The organism is Sphingopyxis sp. (assembly GCF_016704835.1).
In the GTDB taxonomy this organism is placed as follows: Bacteria; Pseudomonadota; Alphaproteobacteria; order Sphingomonadales; family Sphingomonadaceae; genus Sphingopyxis.
Genome location: NZ_JADIZJ010000022.1, coordinates 86,329 through 107,047, shown reverse-complemented (window position 1 = coordinate 107,047; position 20,719 = coordinate 86,329). Strand labels below are relative to the sequence as shown.

General features: G+C 65.3%; 21 protein-coding genes and 1 pseudogene. 10 read left to right on the top strand and 12 right to left on the bottom strand.

Annotation, left to right across the window (positions count from 1 at the left end):
* Positions 1 to 9 precede the first annotated feature (9 nt).
* Complete coding sequence (truA, locus tag IPF76_RS20445) at positions 10 to 750, top strand: tRNA pseudouridine(38-40) synthase TruA (protein ID WP_293847516.1); 741 nt, start codon at positions 10 to 12, stop codon at positions 748 to 750.
* A gap of 153 nt (positions 751 to 903) precedes the next feature.
* Here truA and IPF76_RS20440 read toward each other — a convergent pair whose 3' ends face one another.
* A complete protein-coding gene (locus IPF76_RS20440; protein WP_293847515.1) occupies positions 904 to 1,431 on the bottom strand; it encodes a CarD family transcriptional regulator in 528 nt (175 codons plus the stop codon).
* A gap of 314 nt (positions 1,432 to 1,745) precedes the next feature.
* Between IPF76_RS20440 and IPF76_RS20435 the strand changes: the two genes are divergently transcribed.
* Entirely contained in the window at positions 1,746 to 2,558 is an 813-nt protein-coding gene (locus IPF76_RS20435; RefSeq protein WP_293847514.1) for an SDR family NAD(P)-dependent oxidoreductase, read from the top strand.
* A gap of 150 nt (positions 2,559 to 2,708) precedes the next feature.
* On the opposite strand, the pseudogene IPF76_RS20430 reads toward IPF76_RS20435, so the two are convergent.
* The 5 genes and pseudogenes from IPF76_RS20430 to hisG form a co-directional block, all read right to left on the bottom strand.
* A pseudogene (locus IPF76_RS20430) lies at positions 2,709 to 4,814 on the bottom strand (sodium-translocating pyrophosphatase).
* Positions 4,815 to 4,994: 180 nt separating this feature from the next.
* The gene (thiL, locus tag IPF76_RS20425) at positions 4,995 to 5,924 is read right to left on the bottom strand and encodes a thiamine-phosphate kinase (protein WP_293847513.1); all 930 of its coding nucleotides are present in this window, start codon (positions 5,922 to 5,924) and stop codon (positions 4,995 to 4,997) included.
* 186 nt (positions 5,925 to 6,110) lie between these two features.
* The gene (gene nusB / locus IPF76_RS20420; protein WP_293847512.1) at positions 6,111 to 6,557 is read right to left on the bottom strand and encodes a transcription antitermination factor NusB; all 447 of its coding nucleotides are present in this window, start codon (positions 6,555 to 6,557) and stop codon (positions 6,111 to 6,113) included.
* A 9-nt stretch (positions 6,558 to 6,566) separates the two neighbouring features.
* Positions 6,567 to 7,859, bottom strand: coding sequence for a histidinol dehydrogenase (hisD, locus tag IPF76_RS20415; protein ID WP_293847511.1), 1,293 nt, complete (start codon positions 7,857 to 7,859; stop codon positions 6,567 to 6,569).
* On the bottom strand, positions 7,846 to 8,502 hold the full coding sequence (hisG, locus tag IPF76_RS20410; protein ID WP_293847510.1) for an ATP phosphoribosyltransferase: 657 nt from the start codon (positions 8,500 to 8,502) through the stop codon (positions 7,846 to 7,848). Before hisG ends, hisD begins: the two co-directional genes overlap by 14 nt.
* A gap of 38 nt (positions 8,503 to 8,540) precedes the next feature.
* Here hisG and IPF76_RS20405 point away from each other — a divergent pair, with 38 nt between their 5' ends.
* Positions 8,541 to 9,620: a DUF2332 domain-containing protein gene (locus IPF76_RS20405; RefSeq protein WP_293847509.1), complete on the top strand. Its 1,080-nt coding sequence runs from the start codon at positions 8,541 to 8,543 to the stop codon at positions 9,618 to 9,620.
* Between the two features lie 66 nt (positions 9,621 to 9,686).
* On the opposite strand, the gene IPF76_RS20400 is transcribed toward IPF76_RS20405, so the two are convergent.
* Both IPF76_RS20400 and IPF76_RS20395 read right to left on the bottom strand, forming a co-directional pair.
* Entirely contained in the window at positions 9,687 to 10,205 is a 519-nt protein-coding gene (locus tag IPF76_RS20400) for a DUF1465 family protein (RefSeq protein WP_293847508.1), read from the bottom strand.
* A 32-nt stretch (positions 10,206 to 10,237) separates the two neighbouring features.
* Positions 10,238 to 10,435, bottom strand: a complete 198-nt coding sequence (locus IPF76_RS20395) for a DUF465 domain-containing protein (protein WP_293847507.1) — start codon at positions 10,433 to 10,435, stop codon at positions 10,238 to 10,240.
* A gap of 125 nt (positions 10,436 to 10,560) precedes the next feature.
* On the opposite strand from IPF76_RS20395, the gene IPF76_RS20390 reads away from it, so the two are divergent.
* Complete coding sequence (locus tag IPF76_RS20390; protein WP_137752415.1) at positions 10,561 to 10,719, top strand: DUF465 domain-containing protein; 159 nt, start codon at positions 10,561 to 10,563, stop codon at positions 10,717 to 10,719.
* 48 nt (positions 10,720 to 10,767) lie between these two features.
* Here the strand turns inward: IPF76_RS20390 and IPF76_RS20385 are convergent, their stop codons facing one another.
* From IPF76_RS20385 to IPF76_RS20375, 3 genes are all read right to left on the bottom strand, one after another.
* Positions 10,768 to 11,157: a PilZ domain-containing protein gene (locus IPF76_RS20385; protein WP_293847506.1), complete on the bottom strand. Its 390-nt coding sequence runs from the start codon at positions 11,155 to 11,157 to the stop codon at positions 10,768 to 10,770.
* A gap of 107 nt (positions 11,158 to 11,264) precedes the next feature.
* A complete protein-coding gene (gene dksA, locus IPF76_RS20380) occupies positions 11,265 to 11,726 on the bottom strand; it encodes an RNA polymerase-binding protein DksA (protein WP_293847505.1) in 462 nt (153 codons plus the stop codon).
* Positions 11,727 to 12,441: 715 nt separating this feature from the next.
* A complete protein-coding gene (locus IPF76_RS20375; protein ID WP_293847504.1) occupies positions 12,442 to 13,326 on the bottom strand; it encodes a hypothetical protein in 885 nt (294 codons plus the stop codon).
* Between the two features lie 310 nt (positions 13,327 to 13,636).
* Between IPF76_RS20375 and serS the strand changes: the two genes are divergently transcribed.
* From serS to IPF76_RS20355, 4 genes are all read left to right on the top strand, one after another.
* Entirely contained in the window at positions 13,637 to 14,917 is a 1,281-nt protein-coding gene (gene serS, locus IPF76_RS20370; RefSeq protein ID WP_293847503.1) for a serine--tRNA ligase, read from the top strand.
* A gap of 96 nt (positions 14,918 to 15,013) precedes the next feature.
* Complete coding sequence (surE, locus tag IPF76_RS20365) at positions 15,014 to 15,778, top strand: 5'/3'-nucleotidase SurE (RefSeq protein WP_293847502.1); 765 nt, start codon at positions 15,014 to 15,016, stop codon at positions 15,776 to 15,778.
* A gap of 87 nt (positions 15,779 to 15,865) precedes the next feature.
* On the top strand, positions 15,866 to 16,948 hold the full coding sequence (locus tag IPF76_RS20360; protein ID WP_293847501.1) for a M23 family metallopeptidase: 1,083 nt from the start codon (positions 15,866 to 15,868) through the stop codon (positions 16,946 to 16,948).
* Positions 16,945 to 18,012: a potassium channel family protein gene (locus IPF76_RS20355; RefSeq protein WP_293847500.1), complete on the top strand. Its 1,068-nt coding sequence runs from the start codon at positions 16,945 to 16,947 to the stop codon at positions 18,010 to 18,012. The genes IPF76_RS20360 and IPF76_RS20355 overlap by 4 nt, the downstream gene beginning before the upstream one ends.
* A gap of 10 nt (positions 18,013 to 18,022) precedes the next feature.
* On the opposite strand, the gene IPF76_RS20350 is transcribed toward IPF76_RS20355, so the two are convergent.
* Complete coding sequence (locus IPF76_RS20350; protein WP_293847553.1) at positions 18,023 to 18,349, bottom strand: DUF423 domain-containing protein; 327 nt, start codon at positions 18,347 to 18,349, stop codon at positions 18,023 to 18,025.
* A gap of 72 nt (positions 18,350 to 18,421) precedes the next feature.
* Between IPF76_RS20350 and IPF76_RS20345 the strand changes: the two genes are divergently transcribed.
* Together IPF76_RS20345 and rimO are read left to right on the top strand one after the other, a co-directional pair.
* Positions 18,422 to 19,135 carry an alpha/beta hydrolase gene (locus IPF76_RS20345; RefSeq protein WP_293847499.1) on the top strand — a complete coding sequence of 238 codons (714 nt, stop codon included), beginning with the start codon at positions 18,422 to 18,424 and terminating at the stop codon, positions 19,133 to 19,135.
* A gap of 152 nt (positions 19,136 to 19,287) precedes the next feature.
* Entirely contained in the window at positions 19,288 to 20,658 is a 1,371-nt protein-coding gene (gene rimO, locus IPF76_RS20340; protein WP_293847498.1) for a 30S ribosomal protein S12 methylthiotransferase RimO, read from the top strand.
* Positions 20,659 to 20,719 lie beyond the last annotated feature (61 nt).

Below are 20,719 nucleotides of genomic sequence, written 5' to 3'. Positions count from 1 at the left end.
CGGGCGCCCATGACCCGCTTTGCCCTCACCATCGAATATGACGGCCGCCCCTATATGGGCTGGCAGCGGCAGGCGCATGGCCCCAGCGTGCAGCAGACGATCGAGGAAGCGATCCACCGCTTCACCGGCGAACCCGTGCAGGTCTTCAGCGCCGGGCGCACCGACGCCGGGGTCCATGCCATAGCGATGCGCGCGCATGTCGATATCGAAAAGCCGCTGACCCCGTTCAAGCTGACCGAGGCGCTCAATGCCCAGCTGCGCCCCGCGCCGGTCGCGGTGCTCGCGGCCGAGATCGTCCCCGACGACTGGCACGCGCGCTTTGCCTGCATCGGGCGCAGTTACGAATATCGCATCGTCAACCGCCGCGCGCCGCTGACGTGGGACAAGGGGCTGTCGTGGCAGGTCGCGCGGCCCTTGGACGCCGATGCGATGCATGCTGCGGCGCAGGCGCTGATTGGCCTCCATGATTTTACCACCTTTCGCTCGGCGCATTGCCAGTCGCAAAGCCCCGTGAAGACGCTCGACAGGCTGGCCGTCAGCCGTCACGGCGACGAGCTGATCATCGAGGCGGCGGCGCGCAGTTTCCTGCACCACCAGGTTCGCTCGATCGTCGGGTGCCTGTCGATGGTCGGGCATGGCCGCTGGTCGGCGGACGATCTGAAGGACGCGCTGGCGGCGGCGGATCGCAATGCGCTGGGGCTGAATGCGCCGCCGGATGGCCTGTATTTCGTTAGCGCGAGCTATCCTTAGCCTGTCATTGCGAGGCGCGTAGCGACGCGGCAATCTCCAGCCGGCGTCCAAACACCATGATAGCCGGATAGTGCTTCGCTCTGCTCGCAAACATGGCAACGAAAAAGGGCGGCCCGCGCGGACCGCCCTTTCCCTTGTCACTACCTTGGGTGCTTACACCTTTTCGACGTAATACAGCGGCGCATGCTCGTTGAGGATCTGGAGGATCTTCGCCTGCGCGGTCTTTTCGTCGCTTTCTTCCATCGCGCCCAGTTCGCGCGCAAGGCGGCTCGAGGCCGCTTCGAAGATCTGGCGCTCCGAATAGCTCTGCTCGGGCTGGTCGTCGGCGCGGAACAGGTCGCGGGTTACTTCGGCGATCGACACCAGGTCGCCCGAATTGATCTTCGCTTCATATTCCTGCGCACGGCGCGACCACATGGTGCGCTTGACCTTCGGCTTGGTGGTCAGCACCTGCAGCGCTTCCTTCAGCGTCTTGTCCGACGAAAGCTTGCGCATGCCCACGCCTTCGGCCTTGTTCGTCGGCACACGAAGCGTCATTTTTTCCTTTTCGAAGCGCAGGACATAAAGTTCGAGCTGCATCCCGGCGATTTCCGATTTCTGCAACTCGATGACGCGCCCCACGCCATGTTTGGGATAAACGACATAATCACCGACTTCGAACAAGAGCGTGCTTACGGACATGCAAATTCCTTTTGTTGTGCCTTGACCCCGATCTGAAAGTGCGACAACAGCGGCGCATCCCGCCCTCTAGCCAAGGGGGATTTACGGTCGCTCGGCGCTAGCCAGTCAGAGTGACAAGAGATATGGCTCCATCGGAACGCCGCGAAACGCCCCAGCCCGTGACGGCAGGAGGCAGAATGTCAGCGCGTTGATATTTATTATAACAGATTCGCAACAAAATTGCCACCCCCCGCCGAGAATTGCGCGAGCGCCGCGCCTTGACGGCCGCGTAAACCCGTTTCAGGTTGAAACGAAAGCAAAGAGTGGGAGCGGGTATGAACGATCAGATCTGGTGGATTACAGGCGCCTCGTCGGGAATCGGCGCGGCACTGGCGCGGGCGCTGGCGGCGCGGGGCGCAAAGCTGATCCTGTCGGGGCGCAATGTCGGCGCGCTGGAGGCGGTTGCCGCCGATTGCGATACCGCGACGCTGGTGCTGCCGTTCGAGGCGACCGACTATGATGCCCTTCCTGCGATCACCGATCAGGCATGGCGCTGGCACGGCCGCATCGACGGGCTGGTCAACAATGCCGGCATCTCGCAGCGCAGCCTGGCGATCGACACCGACTTTGCTGTCTATCAACAGATTGTCGCGGTCGACCTGCTCGCCCCGATCGCGCTGACCCAGCAACTGCTGCCGCGCATGGTCGGCGCGGGCGGCGGCCAGATCGTCGCGATCTCCAGCGTCGCGGGCATCGCGGGGATCCCGCTGCGCAGCGCCTATTGCGCCGCCAAACACGGCCTGATCGGCTATCATGACAGCGTGCGCGCAGAAAATGGCCATCTGGGATTGAAGGTGCTCGTCGTGGCGCCAGGATCGGTCCAGACCAACGTCAGCCGCAACGCGCTCAACGCCGATGGTTCGGTGCGGGGTGAAAGCGACGCCGCGATCGACAACGGCCTGTCGCCCGATTTCGCCGCCGCGCAAATATTGGCCGCGGTCGAGGCCGGGACGCGCGAACTGGTGATCGCAGAAGGCGCCGAGGCCGCCATCGCGGCGCTGCGCCGCAGCGACCCCGACGCATTGTTCGACCGGATGAGCGCGATGGTGCAGGCGGGGTATGCGGCGCAGATGAAGGCGAACCGTTAATTCCCCGCCTTTATCGTCATCCCGGCGAAGGCCGGGATCTCAACCTCGCGTTTTGACGCACCGTCGAGATCCGCCGTCGCCAAGATTGCCAAGAAAAAGCCCCGCCGGATCGCTCCGGCGGGGCTTTTCTTTGCCCGCAGGCAGCGCGGATTAAACCGCGCCGTTGGCCAGCGCCGCGAGGAGCAGGATCGCCACGATGTTGGTGATCTTGATCATCGGGTTGACCGCGGGGCCCGCGGTATCCTTGTACGGATCGCCAACGGTGTCACCGGTCACCGCGGCCTTATGGGCCTCGCTGCCTTTGCCGCCGTGGTTGCCGTCTTCGATATATTTCTTCGCATTGTCCCATGCGCCGCCGCCCGAGGTCATCGAGATGGCGACGAACAAGCCGCTGACGATGACGCCGAGCAGGAGCGCGCCGAGCGCTTCGAGCGCCGCGGCCGGACCCGCAACCGCGCGGATCACGAAGAACACGACGATCGGCGCCAGAACCGGCAGCAACGAAGGAATGATCATTTCCTTGATCGCCGCCTTGGTCACCAGATCGACCGTGCGCGCATAGTCGGGCTTGCTCTCATAGGTCATGATGCCCGGGTTGTTCTTGAACTGGTCGCGAACATCCTTGACCACTTCGCCCGCCGCCCGGCCGACCGCGGTCATGCCAAACGCACCGAACAGATACGGCAGCAGCGCGCCGAGCAGCAGCCCGACGATGACATAGGGCGACGACAGCGAGAAGGTCAGCGGCTCGGTCGGAAGAACTTCGCCGAAGGTCGTTGGTATAGGCGGCGAACAGCACCAGCGCGGCAAGACCCGCCGAACCGATGGCATAGCCCTTGGTCACGGCCTTGGTCGTGTTGCCCACGGCGTCGAGCAGGTCGGTCTTTTCACGAACCGAATCGTCGAGGCCCGCCATTTCGGCAATGCCGCCGGCGTTGTCGGTGACCGGACCATAAGCGTCGAGCGCGACGACCATGCCGGCCAGCGCCAGCATCGCGGTGGCCGCAAAGGCGATGCCCACGATACCCGCGATCTGGAAGGCGATGATGATGCCGGCGCAGATCACCAGCGTCGGCGCGCGGTCGATTCAAGGCTGATCGCGAGGCCCTGGATCACGTTGGTGCCGTGGCCGGTTTCCGAAGCCTTGGCGATCGAGCGCACCGGGCGATAGTTGGTGCCGGTGTAATATTCGGTGATCCAGATGATCAGGCCGGTGATGACCAGGCCGAGCAGCGAGCAATAGAACAGGTCGCTGCCATTGAACGTCTGACCCGTGATGTCGGTCGCCATGTCACCTTGCAGCACATAGTTGGTCGAGAACCAGATCGCCGGGACCGAGAGGACCGCGGTAACCAGGAAGCCCTTGTACATCGCGCCCATGATGTTGTTGCCGCCGCCGAGCTTGACGAAATAGGTGCCGATGATCGAGGTGATGATGCAGACGCCGCCGATCAGCAGCGGCAGGCTCATCAGCGGCAGGAGCTGATCGCCCGCGCCCTTCAGCAACAGCGCCATCAGCACCATGGTGGCGCCGACGGTCACGACATAGGTTTCGAACAGATCGGCGGCCATACCGGCGCAATCGCCGACGTTGTCGCCGACGTTATCGGCGATGACGGCGGGGTTACGTGGATCATCCTCGGGAATGCCCGCCTCGACCTTGCCGACCAGATCGGCGCCGACGTCGGCGGCCTTGGTGAAGATACCGCCGCCCAGACGCGCGAAGATCGAGATCAGCGAAGCGCCAAATGCGAGCGCGACGAGAGCATCGACCACGGTACGGTCGTCACCGCCGACGGTGTAGCCACCGGGACCGATCAGATACCAGAAAAAGACCGAGATCGCGAGGAGCGCAAGGCCCGCCACCAGCATACCGGTGATCGCGCCGGCGCGGAACGCCATGGTCAGACCGGCCTGCAGCCCGGTCTGCGCCGCGGCGGCGGTGCGGACATTGGCTTTCACCGAGATATTCATGCCGACGAAGCCGGCGACACCGGAAAGCACGGCACCGATGACAAAGCCCGTCGCCGAAATCGCGCCGAGGAATATCCCGACAAGAATGGCGACAACGACGCCGACGATGGCGATGGTGCGATATTGACGGCCCAGATAGGCCTTGGCGCCTTCCTGGATAGCGGCAGCAATTTCCTGCATCTTTTCATTACCCGGCGAGGCGCTGAGCACCTGGCGGGAGGTAATGAAGCCATAGAGCACGGCGATAAGGCCGCACGCTATCGCGATCATAACCGGATCAATCATGAATTTCCTTCCCCTAGAACGGGGCGGACCCAGGTGAACAGTCGAGCACGTCCGACCATGATTGCCGGTTCGCCCTCTCCCCTGATGCGACCGCCCCTAAATTTGGACGCCGCGTTATGGGAAGAAAGAAAGCCAAGGGCAAGTCCGGTTTTTCGGCACTTTTGTAACGGTTTCGCGTCAGTGCGTGAAACCGAGACGCTCGGGCAGTGTGATACGCTTGGCGCGGTGGGTCAGCACGATTCCCGCGCCCACTCCGGCATGGCCGATCGGCGTCGCCATGACATTCAGTCCCGCCGCGATGTCACGGATCGCTCCCGTCGCCCCCGGATCGGCAGCAAACAACAGCTGATAATCGTCACCTGCGGTCGCCGCCGCGAGCCGCGTATCGACCACATCGGGGCGCACCGCGAGCAAGGCCGCCGACAGCGGCACCGCCTCCAGCATCAGCACGAACTCGCACGCGCTCGCTTCGGCCATCCGCTGCGCGTCGATCAGAAGTCCATCGGACACATCCATCATCGCATGGACATGCGGCGCCACTGCTTGCCCAAAGGTCAGTTGCGGCTGCGGGCGGCGATAGGCGGCAAGACAGGTCTCGTTCGCATCCTCCTGCCCCAGCCGCATCGCAAGTCCCAGTCCGGCGTTGCCGATCGACCCCGTGACCCACAGCTGGTCGCCCGGTCGCGCCCCCGATCGCGACGGCGCCCCGCCAGGCGGCGCGCGGCCGATCGCGGTCAGCCCAAAGCTGCGTGGGGCGCCCGCGGGAACGCGCACGGTGTCGCCGCCAAGCAGGATGATTCCAAAACGGCGCAGCACCAGGTCGAGCCCCTCGACAAAGGCGGCGTCCCAATCATCGTCGCCGAGACTGTACCCGACAAGCACCCCGACCGGCGCCGCGCCCTTGGCGGCCAAGTCCGACAGGTTCACTGCAACGAGTTTCCACGCAACGTCCTGCGCGGTGTCGTCGGGCAAGAAGTGGATGCCCTCGACGATCATGTCGTGGGTGAGGACCAATCCTTCCCACTCCGCCGCATCGTCCGCGAGCCCGCGCGCGGCGGGGTCGCTGGCGATGGCGCGCAGGCGGGCGATGAAATCGGCTTCGGACATGGTGCCCAGCTTAGGAGATAGTGATGCGGTATAAAAGATAGCGTGCAGTCCTCGCTGCCGCGCAGCGATGGGAAGGTGACAGCGCGAAGCGCTGACGGAGGGGCATCGGCGCAGCGTTGCCGCTCCTCCACCCCTCGCTTGGCGAGTGGTCCCCCTCCCCATGGCTTCGCCACCGGAAGTATTTAACTATTTGCGCACATCCTTACCGATTGCGTCGAGCAGGCCATTGGCAAACCCGGCTTCGCGCGCGTCGAAAAACGCCTTCGCAACATCGACATATTCGCTGACCACCGCGCCGACCGGCACGTCGCCGCGCGCCATCAGTTCATAGGCGCCGGCGCGCAGGATCGCCTTCATCGTGCGGTCGAGCCGCTCCATCGACCAGCCGCTGGCCAGTCGCGTGATGATCGCCGCATCAATCTCTTCGGACCGCGCCAGCGTGCCTTTTACGATATCGTCGAAAAACTCGGTGTCGGCGCCGGCATATTCGGCGTCTTCGATCGTCGCGCCGATGCGGTGCTGATGGAATTCGTGGATCAGCTTGGCGACCGGGGTCGCCTCCATCTCGTGCTGATAGAGCGCCTGGACGGCGGCGAGCCGGGCGGCGGAGCGGGACTGGGAGCGTTTGTTCATGGTTCTTTTCTACTTGAGACGCTGGCTGACCGACAGCGCATGCGCGGGAAGCCCCTCGGCTCCGGCAAGCGCTACCGCAGCGGGGCCGATCGCGGCAAGGCTGGCATCATCGAGCGCGAGGAAACTGGTGCGCTTCATGAAATCGCTGACCGACAGCCCGCTCGAAAAACGCGCGCGGCGACCGGTCGGCAGCACATGGTTGGGACCGGCGACATAATCGCCGATCGCTTCGGGGGTTTGGCGGCCAAGAAAGACCGAGCCGGCATGACGCACCTTGGCGAACAGGGCATCGGCGTCGGCCGCATCGACCGCGAGTTCGAGATGTTCGGGAGCGAGCCGATCGGACAGCGGGACGGCGTCGGCGAGCGCCGGGACGAGAATGATCGCGCCATTGGCGTCCCAGCTTTCGCGCATCGTTGCAGCGGTGCCAAGCGTCGGGATGGTCGCGTCGACCGCGGCGGCAACTGCGTCGGCAAAGGCAGCATCGTCGGTGAACAGGATCGACTGGCTTGTGGGGTCATGCTCGGCCTGGCTCAGCAGGTCGGCGGCGATGATCTGCGCGTCGTTCTGCGCGTCGGCAATGACAACGATCTCGCTCGGCCCCGCGACCATGTCGATCCCGACGACGCCATAGACCTGGCGCTTCGCCTCGGCGACCCACGCGTTGCCGGGGCCGGTGACGACATCGACCGGGGCGATTCTGTCGGTGCCATAGGCCAGCGCCGCAACCGCCTGCGCCCCGCCGATCCGCCAGATTTCGTCCACCCCGCCGATATGCGCCGCAGCCATCACCACCGGATTGATTTCGCCGCCCGGTGTCGGGGTCATCATCACGATGCGCCCGACGCCTGCGACCTTCGCGGGCAGGATGTTCATCAGCACCGATGAGGGATAGGCGGCGCGTCCGCCGGGGACGTAGACCCCGGCCGCGTCGACCGCGTTCCAGCGCGCGCCCAGCCGTGCACCCGTCGCGTCGCGATAGTCGCGATCCTCGGGCAGCTGCGCGGCGTGATAGGCACGGATGCGGTCCGCCGCGAGGTTCAACGCATCGCGAAGTTCGGGCACGAGCGCCGCATAAGCCGCAGCGCACTCAGCCTTCGAAATGCTCCACTCGCTCGCATCCAGATCGAAGCCGTCGAATTTCGCGGTAAAATCGGCGAGCGCGGCGTCGCCCTCGGCCTTCACCCGCGCAATAATCGCCGCGACATCGGCCGACACATCCGGATCGCTCTCGCGTCGATCGTTGACCAGCGCGTCGAATTCGGCCGCAAAGCCGGGCGCGGAAGCATCAAGCCGCCGCATCGCCGACCGCCTGACGGAACCGCTCGACCAGCGCCGGCACTTCGGCCGAGCGCAGCTTGAACGCGGCGCGATTGACGATCAGCCGCGCCGACACGTCGCTGATGATTTTCTGCTCGGCAAGCGCATTTTCGACCAGCGTCCGCCCCGTCGAGACAAGGTCGACGATGTGCGAAGCGAGCCCCAGCTTCGGCGCAATCTCCATCGCGCCGTTCAGCTTGATACATTCCGCCTGGATACCCTGCGCCGCGAACCAGCGGCGCGTTGTCGCGGGATATTTGGTCGCGACGCGGATGTGGCTTTCACCCATCCCCGGCGGCGGCGCATCGGCCGGACCCGCCAGCGACAGGCGGCAGTGGCCGATGCCCAGATCGACCGGCGCGTACAGCTCGCTATAATCGAATTCGTCGACGACGTCCGATCCGACGATGCCTAGCTGCGCTGCGCCATGCGCCACGAAAGTGGCAACGTCGAACGCGCGCACCCGGATCAGCGAGATGTGCGGCTGGTTGGTCGCGAACACCAGCGCGCGGCTATTCTTGTCAAAGAAATCGGCCGCCGGCTCGATGCCGACGCGCGCAAGCAGCGGCAGCGCCTCGTCGAGGATGCGTCCCTTGGGGATGGCAAAGATGATCGGTTCGGGCATAAGCGTCGCGCACATAGGCGGCGGAGGGAAAAAGGGCAATGAGCGAGCGCTACGACTTCGTTGACATGGCCCAGAGCGGGCCCGCGGCGGTGCGCACCGCCTTTGCCAACCAGATGCTCTATTGCCGCGCCAATGACGCGCCGATCACCGCGCGCATCGTCGCCGCGCTGGGAACTTTGCTCGATAAGCCCGCCAGCGAATTTGCGCGCCGGATGGCCCACTGGAGCGGCGCCCCGCTCGCCGACGCGCTGCCGCTGCGCGCTGCGGGCGGCATCCACGCGCTGCATCTGGCGGGCAGCGCGCATGAGCTGGCGCCGATCTACGCCGATGCCGAGGATTTCAACGACGCCGCCATCGTCGCCGGGGTTGTCGCGCGGCACGAAGCGGCGCTGCTGCCCTGGCTGGATGGGCCGCCGCAGACCAACGAAGCGGGGCGCTCGTCGAACTTCATCGCCGCGATGCTGTGGCTGGCTGATCAGGGGTTGCCGCCGCGTTTCGACTGCCTCGAAATCGGCTCGAGCGCCGGGATCAATCTGATGATTGACCGCTATCATTATGATCTGGGCGGCGTGCATGTCGGACAGCGCCCCGGCGCGATGGCGTTTACCCCCGACTGGCGCGGCAACCATCCGCCGCAATACGCGATCGAATTTGCGGGCTTGAAAGGTTGCGACGTTGCGCCGGTCGACCTCACCGATCCGGCGCAGGCGCTGCGCCTGAAAGCCTATATCTGGCCCGAACATCATGTCCGGTTTGAGCGCATGGCGGCGGCGATTGCCGCGGCGACCGCAGCGCCGCCGCAGCTGGTCCATGCCAATGCCGCCGACTTTGTCGAGGCCGAACTCGCGCGCCCACAGGCAGACGGGACGACGCGCGTCCTGATGCATTCGATCGTCTGGCAATATGTCCCCGCTGACCAACAAGTTCGGATCACTGCGGCGATGGAAGCCGCGGGGGCACGCGCGAGTGCCGATCGCCCATTGGCTTGGATCGCACTCGAAGCCAATCGGACGGTGCATCATCATGAGCTGGTGGTACGATATTGGCCGCGGGGCGGCGACGCGGTGAAGCTGGCGCATGCCCACGCCCATGGCGCGTGGGTGGAGTGGTTGGGGTAGTCGGCAAGCTGCGACGAATTGTGTCCACCCTCAGCCTCGTCACGCCAAAGCGGACCTGGCGCTCTGCTAGAGCCGCGCTTCCAGCTGCGCCAGCAAGCGCTGCACCGGCGTTGCTGCCCGCGGTGCATCCCAGCCCGCCTCCAGCCCCGCGATGCGCTCGAACAAGCGCTCGCTCGCCGCGATGATCCGCCGCACCGACGCCTCGAACCCCGCGCAGACGTCCCAGTCGGCCTCAACGGGCGCACCGATCCGCGCCGCGCTGTCGTTCGGCCCCGCTCCCGGATCGCCGGCCATCATCGCGCGGCGGTGGAGCAGCCAGGCGATGACATGCATCAGCCGCGTCGTGGTCTTGAGCGATTCGCACGCCAGGCTGATCTGCATTAGCCCGTCGCGCCCGATATCGCCCAGGTCGCGCTGCGCTGCAAAGGCGGCGTGCGCCTCGTCGGCGAGGACCATCGCCTCGACATAAAGATTTTCGACCTGCGCGCGCTGCACCGGCACTGCGATTGCCATGATGTCTGAATGCCGCGCGACCATGAACCGATGGATGCCATGGCTGCGCGGCAATGCAATGGCGGTAACCATGAAATTGCGGCCCGCGACCGTCCCGTTTTGATTCAGGCGATAATATCGGGAACCAGCTGGTCCTCGCACCACGCAATCTCGTCGCGCAGCCGCAGCTTGCGTTTCTTGAGCCGCGCGAGCTGCAACTGGTCGGGGACCGCTGCCGTGCCGAGCGCAATGATCGCCGCGTCGAGGTCGCGATGCTCGATCCGTAACAGTTCCAGGCGCTGGGTAATTTCGTCGTGGCTCACGACCGCTTCCCTGCCACGTTCACCACTGGTCCGCAACGGGGACCGGCTCGGCGAATCGTCACGACATTCGCCCCGTTTCGTGATTTAATCGGCCCTGCCAATCGAGTCGAAAAGGAGAATGGCCCATGAGCACGTCGCATCTTTCCGCCCTGAAGTCGCGTCACGCGAACCTTGACGAGAAAATTGCGAATGAAGAGCGGCGTCCCGCGCCCGACATGGCGGCGCTGGCGCAACTGAAAAAGCAGAAACTGAAACTCAAGGAAGAGATGCTCGCGATCGCCTGACGATCGCCGGCCGATACCGCCCGCTGGTGCCGCCCTATGCAGGACGCATCAGCGTCGGCGGTACAGCGGCCCCCGCTCCAGCCCCGAGCGCCGCAGATGCGGCGGCAGATCGGACTGCGATACCACCTGACGACGCACCGCCTGCGGATCGATCTGATGATCGAACGCGATGCCGAACTTGCCCTCGCCCGCCCAAATGATGCGGCCCGGCACCGGCCCGATATTTTTGAGGTCGATCTCGACGGCCGCGCCCTGTTCGACGCGGATCTTGCCCTCGGCGAGCATGCCGCCCGGCGACAGGTTGCGCACCCGCACGACCACCGGATCGGCGCGACCCGGCAGGATCAGCCCGGCCTGCATGAACAGGCTGTCCCGATCAGCGCCGCGCGATAGCGCCGCCACTTCTTCATCTACCGATACCGGCCCACGCGAATCCATTGCGACCCATTCCCCGCGTTGATTGTCAGGGATGCGTATCTAGCGCCGAGCCATTGCGGAAACGTAAACTGCCGGCATGCCAAAGCTGTGGCACGTGCCGGCGCAGATCAATCCTCGCGCGAAATCCGCTCGTTACGCTCGTGGCGCTCTTGCGCTTCGAGCGTCATCGTTGCGATCGGGCGGGCTTGCAGGCGGGCGAGCGAGATCGGCTCACCGGTCACCGCGCAATAGCCATATTCACCCTCGTCGATGCGGCGGATCGCCGAATCGATCTTGGCGATCAGCTTGCGCTGGCGGTCGCGGGTACGCAGCTCGATCGCCCAGTCGGTCTCGCTCGAGGCGCGATCGGCAAGGTCGGGTTCGCGCAGGGGACCGTCCTGCAAGTGCGCGAGGGTCGATTCGGATTCGGACAGGATCGACTTTTTCCAGGCGAGCAGCAGGCCGCGGAAATATTCCTGCTGCCGCTCGTTCATAAACTCTTCGTCGTCGCGAGGAACATAATCCGAATCGAGATTTGATTTGGCTGCGCGAAGCGCGTCAGCGCCAACATCGGCAATCTTGGTCGGCATGAGGGGCTCTCGCGTCCTTTCCTGTCACCCTGCGGCCCGCCAAGCGGTGCAGGGAGTGGCGCGCCTATAACCAGCCGCTGGTTTCGATACAAGCGCCTAAGCAGCCGATAGCGACGGGGCGTGAAGCGCGGCTGAACGAAGAGCGTGTTCCGGGTGATTCCCGCCCGCCGATCGCGAGCCGCGGTGCCCCACGGGCGAGCCCGATTTAGGGCCGAAGATTAACCAATCGCATAGAATCATTGCGGTTTCCGTACTATTTTGGGACAATAAGCGCCATTAGGGTTGATTCCGGCGCCCTTTTCCCGCTGTCGGACAGGCAAACGCGGTTAACGCAATTGCCGTGTTCGCAAAGCTTTGACCTTTTGGGGTATAGCGAAGGTGAAACGGGTGTCGGTGGATGGCGCTTTGCACCTGCAACGGGAAAGAAAGAGAAACCTATGTCTGTCCGAATGGCCCTCGCCAAGCTTTGCGCCTGCACCTGCGGTGGTGCGCTGATCGGGACCGGCGCGATGCAGATCACCGACGTTCCCAAGGCGCGTGCCCAGACGGTCAAGTCCTGCTCACCCTGCGTCGGCAAAAAGGTGGTGCGCAAGCGCCATGCCGCGCGCAAGCCGGTCAAGCGGATCCGCCGCGTCGTAACGACCAAGCGCATCATCCGCACCGCGACCCCGCAGACGCAGGTGGTAACCCAGACGATTCCCTTGCCACCGATCCCTTACGCGCCCTTCCCGCGCGGCGGCTTTGAAGGCGGCGGCAGCGGCGGCAGTGGCGTAACGGTGATCGGCGGCGGTTTTGGCGGCGGCATCGGCGGTGGCTTCTTCGGCGGTTTCTTTGGCGGCAGCAGCAGCGGCGGCGGCGGCAGCGTCGTGGTCACCTCAACGACGACCGGCGGCCTCAGCACGACCAGCAGCAGCACGTCGGGCGGCGTCTCGACCTCGACCGGCGGCGTCAGCACCTCGACCTCGACCGGCGGCGTTTCAACGTCCACCGGCGGCGTGAGCACCTCGAGCGGCGTCTCGACCTCGACCGGCGGGGTCTCGACATCAACGGGGGGCGTTTCGACGTCAACCGGCGGCGTCAGCACGTCGACCGGCGGCGTCAGCACCTCGACCGGCGGCGTTTCGACCTCGTCGGGTAATGTCTCGACGTCGTCGGGCAATGTCAGCACCTCATCGTCGAGCAGCAGTTCGTCGTCGAGCTCGTCGTCCTCGTCATCCTCTTCCAGCTCGTCCTCATCGGGCGGCGGCAGCTCATCAAAGGGCGGCTCGTCGCATGGCAGCTCGGGCTGGGGCAGCTCGTCGCATGGCAGCTCGGGCGGTTCGAATGGTTCCAGCGGCAGCTCGGGCGGCTCCAGCGGCAGCTCGGGCGGCTCCAGCAGCAGTTCGGGTGGTTCCAGCAGCTCGTCGTCCAGCTCTTCGTCGTCGAGCAGCAGCACATCGAGCGGCGCAACCTCTTCGGGCGCGACCGGTGGCAGCAGCAGCTGGGGTTCAACCGGCAGCACCAGCACGGGCAGCACCGGGTCCTCATCGTCCAGCAGCAGCTCGTCGTCCTCTTCTTCATCGTCCAGTTCGGGCGGCAGCACCAGCAGCTCGTCGGGCACCCCGACCCCGGTTCCGGCGCCGCCGATGATGCTGTTGTTCGGCGCCGCCGCCGTGGCGCTGGTCGCGCGCCGTCGCGCGGCGAACCAAAACGACAAAGACGTCGACGCGGCGTAAACGATCCACTGGAGGTCGGGGGGGGCTAACCCGGACCACCATACTGCAGGGCCGCCTTTCGGGGCGGCCCCTTTTTATGGACGCGTCGGGCTTGCGCCGCCTTCCCGGCTGACAATCCTGCGCATCGCTGCGCCGCAGGGAGGGTCGGGCAAGGACAGGCTTGCACCCCTTGCCCAGCAACGCCATAGCGCGCCCATGCACGATATCCGCCTGATCCGGGATGACCCGCAAGCTTTCGACGCCGGCCTCGTCCGCCGCGGTCTCGAACCCCTGTCCGCCGCCATCCTGACCGCCGACGCGTCGGTGCGCGCGCTGCAGACCGAGATTCAGGCCTCGCTGGCGCGCCGCAACGAAGTATCGAAGCTGATCGGCCAGGCAATGGCGCAGGGCGACAAGGACAAGGCCGAAGCGCTCAAAGCCGAGGTTGCGACGCTCAAGACGTCGCTGCCCGAGAAGGAAAATGCCGAGCGTGAGCAGCTCGCCGCCCTGCAGGATATTCTCGCCGCGCTGCCCAACCTGCCCGCCGCTGATGTTCCCGAGGGAATGGACGAAGACGGCAATATCGAAGTTTCGCGCTGGGGCACCCCGCGCAGCTTCGACTTCGCGCCGCAAGAACATGCCGACTTCGCCCCGGCACTCGGGCTCGATTTCGAAACCGCGGCCAAGATGTCGGGCGCGCGCTTTGCATTTCTTCGCGGCCAGATGGCGCGGCTCGAACGCGCGCTTGGCCAGTTCATGATCGATCGGCAGACCATTGACGCGGGCTACACCGAATGCGCGACGCCACTGATGGTGCGCGATGACGCCGCGTTCGGCACCACCCAGCTGCCCAAATTCCGCGAAGATCTGTTCCAGACCACCGATGGCCGCTGGCTGATCTCGACGTCGGAGATGAGCCTGACCAACGCGGTGCGCGAAGAGATATTGCCCGAGGCCGACCTGCCGATCCGCATGACCGCACTCACCCCCTGCTTCCGCTCCGAAGCCGGGTCGGCGGGGCGCGACACGCGCGGCTATATCCGCCAGCACCAGTTCTGGAAGGTCGAGCTGGTCTCGATTACTCGCCCCGAAGACAGCGATGCCGAGCTGGAACGCAAGACCCGCGCCGCCGAAACGATCCTAGAAGCGCTTGAGCTGCCCTATCGCAAGATGCTGCTGTGCGCCGGCGACATGGGTTTTGCGGCGCGCAAGACCTATGACCTCGAAGTGTGGCTGCCCGGCCAGAACGCCTATCGCGAGATTTCGAGCTGCTCGAACTGCGGCGATTTCCAGGCGCGGCGCATGAACAGCCGCTTCCGGCGCGAGGGCGGCAAGAGCAATGAATTCGCCCACACGCTCAACGGGTCGGGGCTGGCGGTCGGGCGGACGCTGGTGGCGGTGCTGGAGAATTATCAGCAGGCGGATGGGAGTGTCGATATTCCGGCGGCGCTGCTCCCGTATATGGGCGGGATCACCAAGCTCACGCCCGCCAGCTAAACCATCGTCGCCCCGGACGTGATCCGGGGTCCACGACGCCATCGCTGGAGGGATGCCAAATCAAGTCCGACATGACGAAGAGAGAAAGACCGAAACTTGCGCATCCTCCTCACCAACGACGACGGCTACCACGCCCCCGGCCTTGCTATTCTCGAAACGCTCGCGCGCCAGCTTTCCGACGACATCTGGGTGTGCGCCCCCGCCGAGGAACAGTCGGGCGCGGGTCACTCGCTCACCCTCTCGCGTCCCGTCCGCATCCGCCAGCATGACGAGCGGCGCTTCTCGTGCAGCGGCACGCCCACCGACTCGGTGATGATGGCGATCGGCAAGCTGATGCCCGACAAGCCCGACCTGATCCTGTCGGGTGTCAATCGCGGCGCCAACCTCGGCGACGATATCACCTATTCGGGGACCGTGTCGGCGGCGATCGAGGGCGCGCTAGCGGGGATTCCTTCGATCGCGCTCAGCCAGGTCTATGCCAAGGAAGGCATGGGTGACACCGTGCCATTCGCGCCTGCCGAGACATGGGGGGTGCAGGTGCTGCGCCCGCTGCTGGCGATGGATATGCCGCCGCGCACGCTGATCAACATCAACTTCCCGGCGATCCCCGCCGCCGAGGTGCAGGGCATCCGCGTCACCCGCCAGGGTTTCCACGATTATGGCCGCGGCTCGATCGTCGAAGGCACCGACCCGCGCGGTTATCGCTATTATTGGTTCGGCCTGCACGGCATCGAACATTCGCCGGGGCACGACAGCGACCTTGAGGCGATCGACGACCGCTACATCTCGGTCACTCCGCTCCAGCTCGACCTGACGCATGATGCGTCGCTGGCGGCGTTGCGGGGTGCTTACGCGGTCTGACAAGATTCTCCTCATCGCTACGCCACAGAGAGGATTCAGCCAGGAAATCGGCTAGCCACCGCATCGCGGCTTTGGCAAAGAAAACGCGTGGGGGAAATCAGACATCATGTCGGGGTGTTGCTGGGCGCGGTGCTGCTTGCCGGTTGCATCCCCGCAGCCCCGGCCCCGCCGCCACGCCTGGTCGCCGCAGCGCAAGTAGCGCCGCCGATCTCCGACAGCTTCGACTTCGAACGCCAGGCGGCCAGCGATGTCGTCGGCGGCGATGCCCGGCCGACCTGGACGCTCAAAACCGCCGCGACCAACGCCGTGCGCGTCAGCGCGGACCTCTACACCGTCCGCCCCGGCGACACGCTGCGCACGATCGGCGAGAGGAACGGCGCCGGATCCGAAGCGCTTGCGCTCGAGAACGACCTCGCCCCGCCCTTCATCTTGCACCCCGGCCAGCAGATCCGCATCCCCGCCGGCCTTTACCACCGCGTCGGCGCGGGCGAGACCGGGATCAGCATCGCGCGCGCCTATGGCGCCGAATGGGGCGAGATCATCACGATCAACGCACTAGCCGACCCGTATATCCTGCGCATCGGCCAGCGGCTTCGTCTGCCCGCCAATGCGCGGTCGGCACCGGGTGGCCCCGTCAATGTCGGCGCCCGCGCCGCCGCCTTCACCCTCGACATTGACGACATCGTCACCGGCAGCCAACCCGCGCTCGCCGAGACCGCGCGCCCCGCCACGGGCAGCACCGCGCCGCGCCAGCCGGTGACCACCGCGCTCGCCGCCCCGGCCGCGTTCACCGGCCGCTTCGCCTGGCCCCTCAAGGGTCCGATCCTCGCGCGCTTCGGCGCGCTCGCGCCGGGCAAGGTCAGCGACGGCATCAACATCGCCGCCGCCGCGGGCACCCCGATCCGCGCCACCGCCGCTGGCGTGGTCGCTTATGCCGGCGACCAGATTGGGGTTTATGGCGGGCTGATCTTGATCAACCATGGCGGCGGCTGGGTCAGTGCCTATGGCCATGCGGCGCGCATCGACGTGCAACGCGGTCAGGCGGTTCGGACGGGCGACGTTATCGGGCGCGCCGGAGCGACCGGTCAGGTCCAGACGTCGCAACTCCATTTCCAGCTGCGAAAAAATCGCTTACCCGTTGATCCGATGAAGCAACTGCCGCCCCGATGAGCAAACGCCCCACGCAAAAGCTCAAGCTCCAACATCGCTCCCAGCCCCTGAAGCGCGCGAGCAAATGGCCGGTGTGGGCCGATGTCGGGGCGCGGCTCAGCCTCGCCTTTTTCCTGATCGGCATTGTCGTGCTGGTGCACTGGATCGACCGCGAGGGCTTGATCGACCATCACGACGGCCACATCAGCTTTCTCGACGTCGTCTATTTTACGATGATTTCGGTGACAACGACGGGGTTCGGCGACATCGCGCCGATTTCGAACCGATCGCGATTGATCGAGGCGGTGATCGTCACCCCGATCCGCATCGCGGTGCTCTTTATCTTTGTCGGCACCGCCTATAATTTCGTCCTCAAACGCACATGGGAAAAATGGCGCATGGCCCGCATCCAGGCACAGCTCACCGACCATATCGTCGTCCTTGGCTTCGGCGTCAGCGGCAGCGAAGCCGTCAAGGAACTGATCGCGCGCGGCACCGACCCGGCGTGCATCGTGGTGATCGACCAGTCGGCCTCGCGGATCGAAGAGGCCGAGGCGATCGGCTGCAACGTGCTCCAGGCCGACGCATCGAACGACGACACGTTGATCGACGTCCATATCGGGCGGGCGCAGGCGGTGCTGGTGTCGGCGGGGCGCGACGACAGCTCGATCCTCATGGTGCTGACCGTTCGCCACCTATCGCCCAAAGTGCCGATCAGCGTGGTGATCCGCGCCCAGGACAATGAAATTCTGGCGCGTCAGGCGGGCGCAAGCAATGTCATCAACCCGGTCAGCTTCACCGGCCTGCTGCTCGCCGGATCGGCGCAGGGCGCGCATGTTGCCGACTATATGGCCGACCTTGCCAGCATCGGCGGGCGCGTCCAGCTGCGCGAACGACCCGTCACTGCCGCAGAAATCGGCCGCAGCATCGACGAGCTTGCCAGCGAAGGCCGTGGGCTGCGCATTTATCGCGGCGGCAAGCCTTACGGCTTTTGGGAGCCCGAGGCCCGGCGCCTCGCCCCGGATGACATGATCGTCGAGGTCATCCGCTGCGAAGAAAGCGAAGCGAGCGTCGACGACGATTAGGGTCCGGATCCTAGCTTCGCCAGTATATCCAGCCCGCCCACAGCCAGCCAATGATCAGCAAACTGCCGCCGATCGGTGTCACCGCGCCCAGCCACCGCGGCGCCCCGAGCGCCATCGCATAGAGCGTCGCGGCAAACAGCGCCGCGCCGCTCAGCAGCATGATCGCCGGACCCCGCGCTACGCCCATGATCGCCAGCGCAGCAACGGCATGGATCAACTGGTAAAGCCCGCCGGTGCGCAGCCACTCGGCTTCCTGCTGCCCCGCCGCGCCATGCGCGCCGAACGCGCCGGCCGCCACCGCAATTGCCGCTGAAATCGCGGCGAAAACGCCTATCATCATTCGTCTTCCTATCCGCTTGCAATGCCGCAACAATACGCCAAGCTGTCGGCCGATGACAGGGAGAAGGCGATGCCCCGCGACGTTCCGCTTCCCCAAGGGTTGAAGCACCCGAGCCGGTTGGCGCAGCTCGGCGAACTCATGCTGCCGCTCGATATGCTGCGCTTTGGCCTGTCGGGCTATCACCTCATCGGCGCCCCGCGCGGCGACGGGCGACCCGTCGTGTTGCTCCCCGGCTATGGCGCGTCCGAACTCTCGATGCGGCCACTCGAAGCCTATCTGCGCCATCTCGGCTATCATGTCCGCGACTGGGGCATGGGCCGCAACCAAGGTCGCGTCGCCGCCGACGTCGAACGCTTTGCAGCGCAGGCGAGAGATTGGGTCAAGGCCGACGGCGCGCCGCTCACCCTGGTCGGCTGGAGCCTTGGCGGCGTCATCGCGCGAGAAACTGCGCGCGCGCACCCGAAACTCGTCCGCGAGATCATCACGATGGGTACCCCGATCATCGGCGGCCCCAAATATACCGCGCTCGCGCAGCGCTTTGCGGGTCGCGACTTCGATGCGATCGAGCGCGAGATCCACGCGCGCAACCTCCAGGGCCTGCCCCAGCCGCTGACCGTGATCTACTCCGAGCGCGACGGCATCGTCGGGCCGGACATTGCAGTCGACATCTACAATGACCAGGCGCGCAACATCAAAGTCGACGGCACGCATCTGGGGTTGGGGATCAATCCCAAGGTGTGGCGGATTGTCGCGGATACGTTGCATCAAAGTCCCTCGCCCTGAAAGGGAGAGGTCAGGGGTGGCAGCGAGCGCAGCGCGCCGAACGAACGCCAGCCGCCTGCGGCGGCCGCCCAGCCCGGACCTCTCGCTTTTCCGGAGGGAACGCAGCACGGAGGTGACAAACCCCAAAAAATCCCCTATGCGCGCCGGCAATCATGACAGTCAAAACCCTCCCCTCCCAGCCGAAAGTCGGCATGGTTTCGCTCGGCTGCCCCAAGGCGCTCGTCGACAGCGAACGGATTCTCACCAAGCTGCGCGCCGACGGCTATGGCCTGTCGCCCGACTATGCCGGCGCCGACGTCGTGCTCGTCAACACCTGCGGCTTCCTCGACTCGGCGAAGGAAGAAAGCCTCGAGGCGATCGGTGAAGCGATGGCCGAGAATGGCCGCGTCATCGTCACCGGCTGCATGGGCAATGAAGCCGATGTCATCCGCGCGCGCTTCCCGAACGTGCTCGCAGTCACCGGCGCGCATCAGTACGAACAGGTCGTCGATGCGGTCCATGACGCCGCGCCGCCGACCCAGGGTCCGTTCGTCGATCTGGTTCCCGAGGGCGGACTGAAACTGACGCCGCGCCACTACAGCTATCTGAAGATCTCCGAGGGCTGCAACCACAGCTGCTCGTTCTGCATCATCCCCGATTTGCGCGGCAAACTCGTTAGCCGCCGCATCGATGCGGTGCTCCGCGAGGCCGAAAAGCTCGTCGCCGCGGGAACGAAGGAGTTGCTGGTGATCAGCCAGGACACTTCGGCCTATGGCGTTGATACGAAACATGAAAGTCGCATGTGGCACGGCGAGCAGGTGCGCGCCCACATGACCGACCTGGCGCGCCACCTTGGTCATCTTCGGACCCCCGAAGGCAATGCCCCTTGGGTTCGCCTGCACTATGTCTATCCCTATCCGCACGTCGACGCGGTCATCCCGCTGATGGCCGAGGGGCTGCTGACGCCCTATCTCGACATTCCCTTCCAGCACGCGAGCCCGAGCGTGCTCAAGCGCATGAAGCGCCCCGCGAACGAAGCGAAGGTGCTCGAGCGCCTCAAGAACTGGCGCGCGATTGCGCCCGACATCGCGATCCGCTCGAGCTTTGTCGTCGGCTTTCCCGGCGAGACCGAAGCCGATTTCCAATATCTCCTCGACTGGCTCGACGAAGCGCAGCTCGACCGCGTCGGCGCCTTCCGCTTCGAACCCGTCGCGGGCGCGCAGGCCAATGCGCTCGACGATCAGGTGCCTGAAGCGCTCAAGGAAGAGCGCTACCAGCGCATCATGGAGAAGACCGCGGCGATCAGCGCCGCGAAACTCGCAGCCAAAATCGGCCGCACGCTGCCGGTGATCATCGACGAAGTCGGCGAGGCGGATGACGAGGGCAGCATCGGCGCGACCGGCCGCTCACAGGCCGATGCCCCCGAGATCGACGGCCATGTCTATCTTCGCGATGTCGCAGCGACGTTGAAAGCGGGCGATATCGTCGATGTCGCGATCGAAGACGCCGACGAACATGATCTGTTTGGGGTTGTCTCACTCTGAACATTTGATTTGTTGGAACGGCCTTTACCGATTGGTGTTACCACGGGACCATCTTTCGGGG

What these genes read in the sequence shown, in the direction of transcription:
- truA (WP_293847516.1), top strand. Translation starts at nt 10, where the DNA reads ATGACCCGCTTTGCCCTCACCATCGAATATGACGGCCGCCCCTATATG.
- IPF76_RS20440 (WP_293847515.1), bottom strand. Translation starts at nt 1,431, where the DNA reads ATGTCCGTAAGCACGCTCTTGTTCGAAGTCGGTGATTATGTCGTTTAT.
- IPF76_RS20435 (WP_293847514.1), top strand. Translation starts at nt 1,746, where the DNA reads ATGAACGATCAGATCTGGTGGATTACAGGCGCCTCGTCGGGAATCGGC.
- thiL (WP_293847513.1), bottom strand. Translation starts at nt 5,924, where the DNA reads ATGTCCGAAGCCGATTTCATCGCCCGCCTGCGCGCCATCGCCAGCGAC.
- nusB (WP_293847512.1), bottom strand. Translation starts at nt 6,557, where the DNA reads ATGAACAAACGCTCCCAGTCCCGCTCCGCCGCCCGGCTCGCCGCCGTC.
- hisD (WP_293847511.1), bottom strand. Translation starts at nt 7,859, where the DNA reads ATGCGGCGGCTTGATGCTTCCGCGCCCGGCTTTGCGGCCGAATTCGAC.
- hisG (WP_293847510.1), bottom strand. Translation starts at nt 8,502, where the DNA reads ATGCCCGAACCGATCATCTTTGCCATCCCCAAGGGACGCATCCTCGAC.
- IPF76_RS20405 (WP_293847509.1), top strand. Translation starts at nt 8,541, where the DNA reads ATGAGCGAGCGCTACGACTTCGTTGACATGGCCCAGAGCGGGCCCGCG.
- IPF76_RS20400 (WP_293847508.1), bottom strand. Translation starts at nt 10,205, where the DNA reads ATGGTTACCGCCATTGCATTGCCGCGCAGCCATGGCATCCATCGGTTC.
- IPF76_RS20390 (WP_137752415.1), top strand. Translation starts at nt 10,561, where the DNA reads ATGAGCACGTCGCATCTTTCCGCCCTGAAGTCGCGTCACGCGAACCTT.
- IPF76_RS20385 (WP_293847506.1), bottom strand. Translation starts at nt 11,157, where the DNA reads ATGGATTCGCGTGGGCCGGTATCGGTAGATGAAGAAGTGGCGGCGCTA.
- dksA (WP_293847505.1), bottom strand. Translation starts at nt 11,726, where the DNA reads ATGCCGACCAAGATTGCCGATGTTGGCGCTGACGCGCTTCGCGCAGCC.
- serS (WP_293847503.1), top strand. Translation starts at nt 13,637, where the DNA reads ATGCACGATATCCGCCTGATCCGGGATGACCCGCAAGCTTTCGACGCC.
- IPF76_RS20355 (WP_293847500.1), top strand. Translation starts at nt 16,945, where the DNA reads ATGAGCAAACGCCCCACGCAAAAGCTCAAGCTCCAACATCGCTCCCAG.
- IPF76_RS20350 (WP_293847553.1), bottom strand. Translation starts at nt 18,349, where the DNA reads ATGATAGGCGTTTTCGCCGCGATTTCAGCGGCAATTGCGGTGGCGGCC.
- IPF76_RS20345 (WP_293847499.1), top strand. Translation starts at nt 18,422, where the DNA reads ATGCCCCGCGACGTTCCGCTTCCCCAAGGGTTGAAGCACCCGAGCCGG.
- rimO (WP_293847498.1), top strand. Translation starts at nt 19,288, where the DNA reads ATGACAGTCAAAACCCTCCCCTCCCAGCCGAAAGTCGGCATGGTTTCG.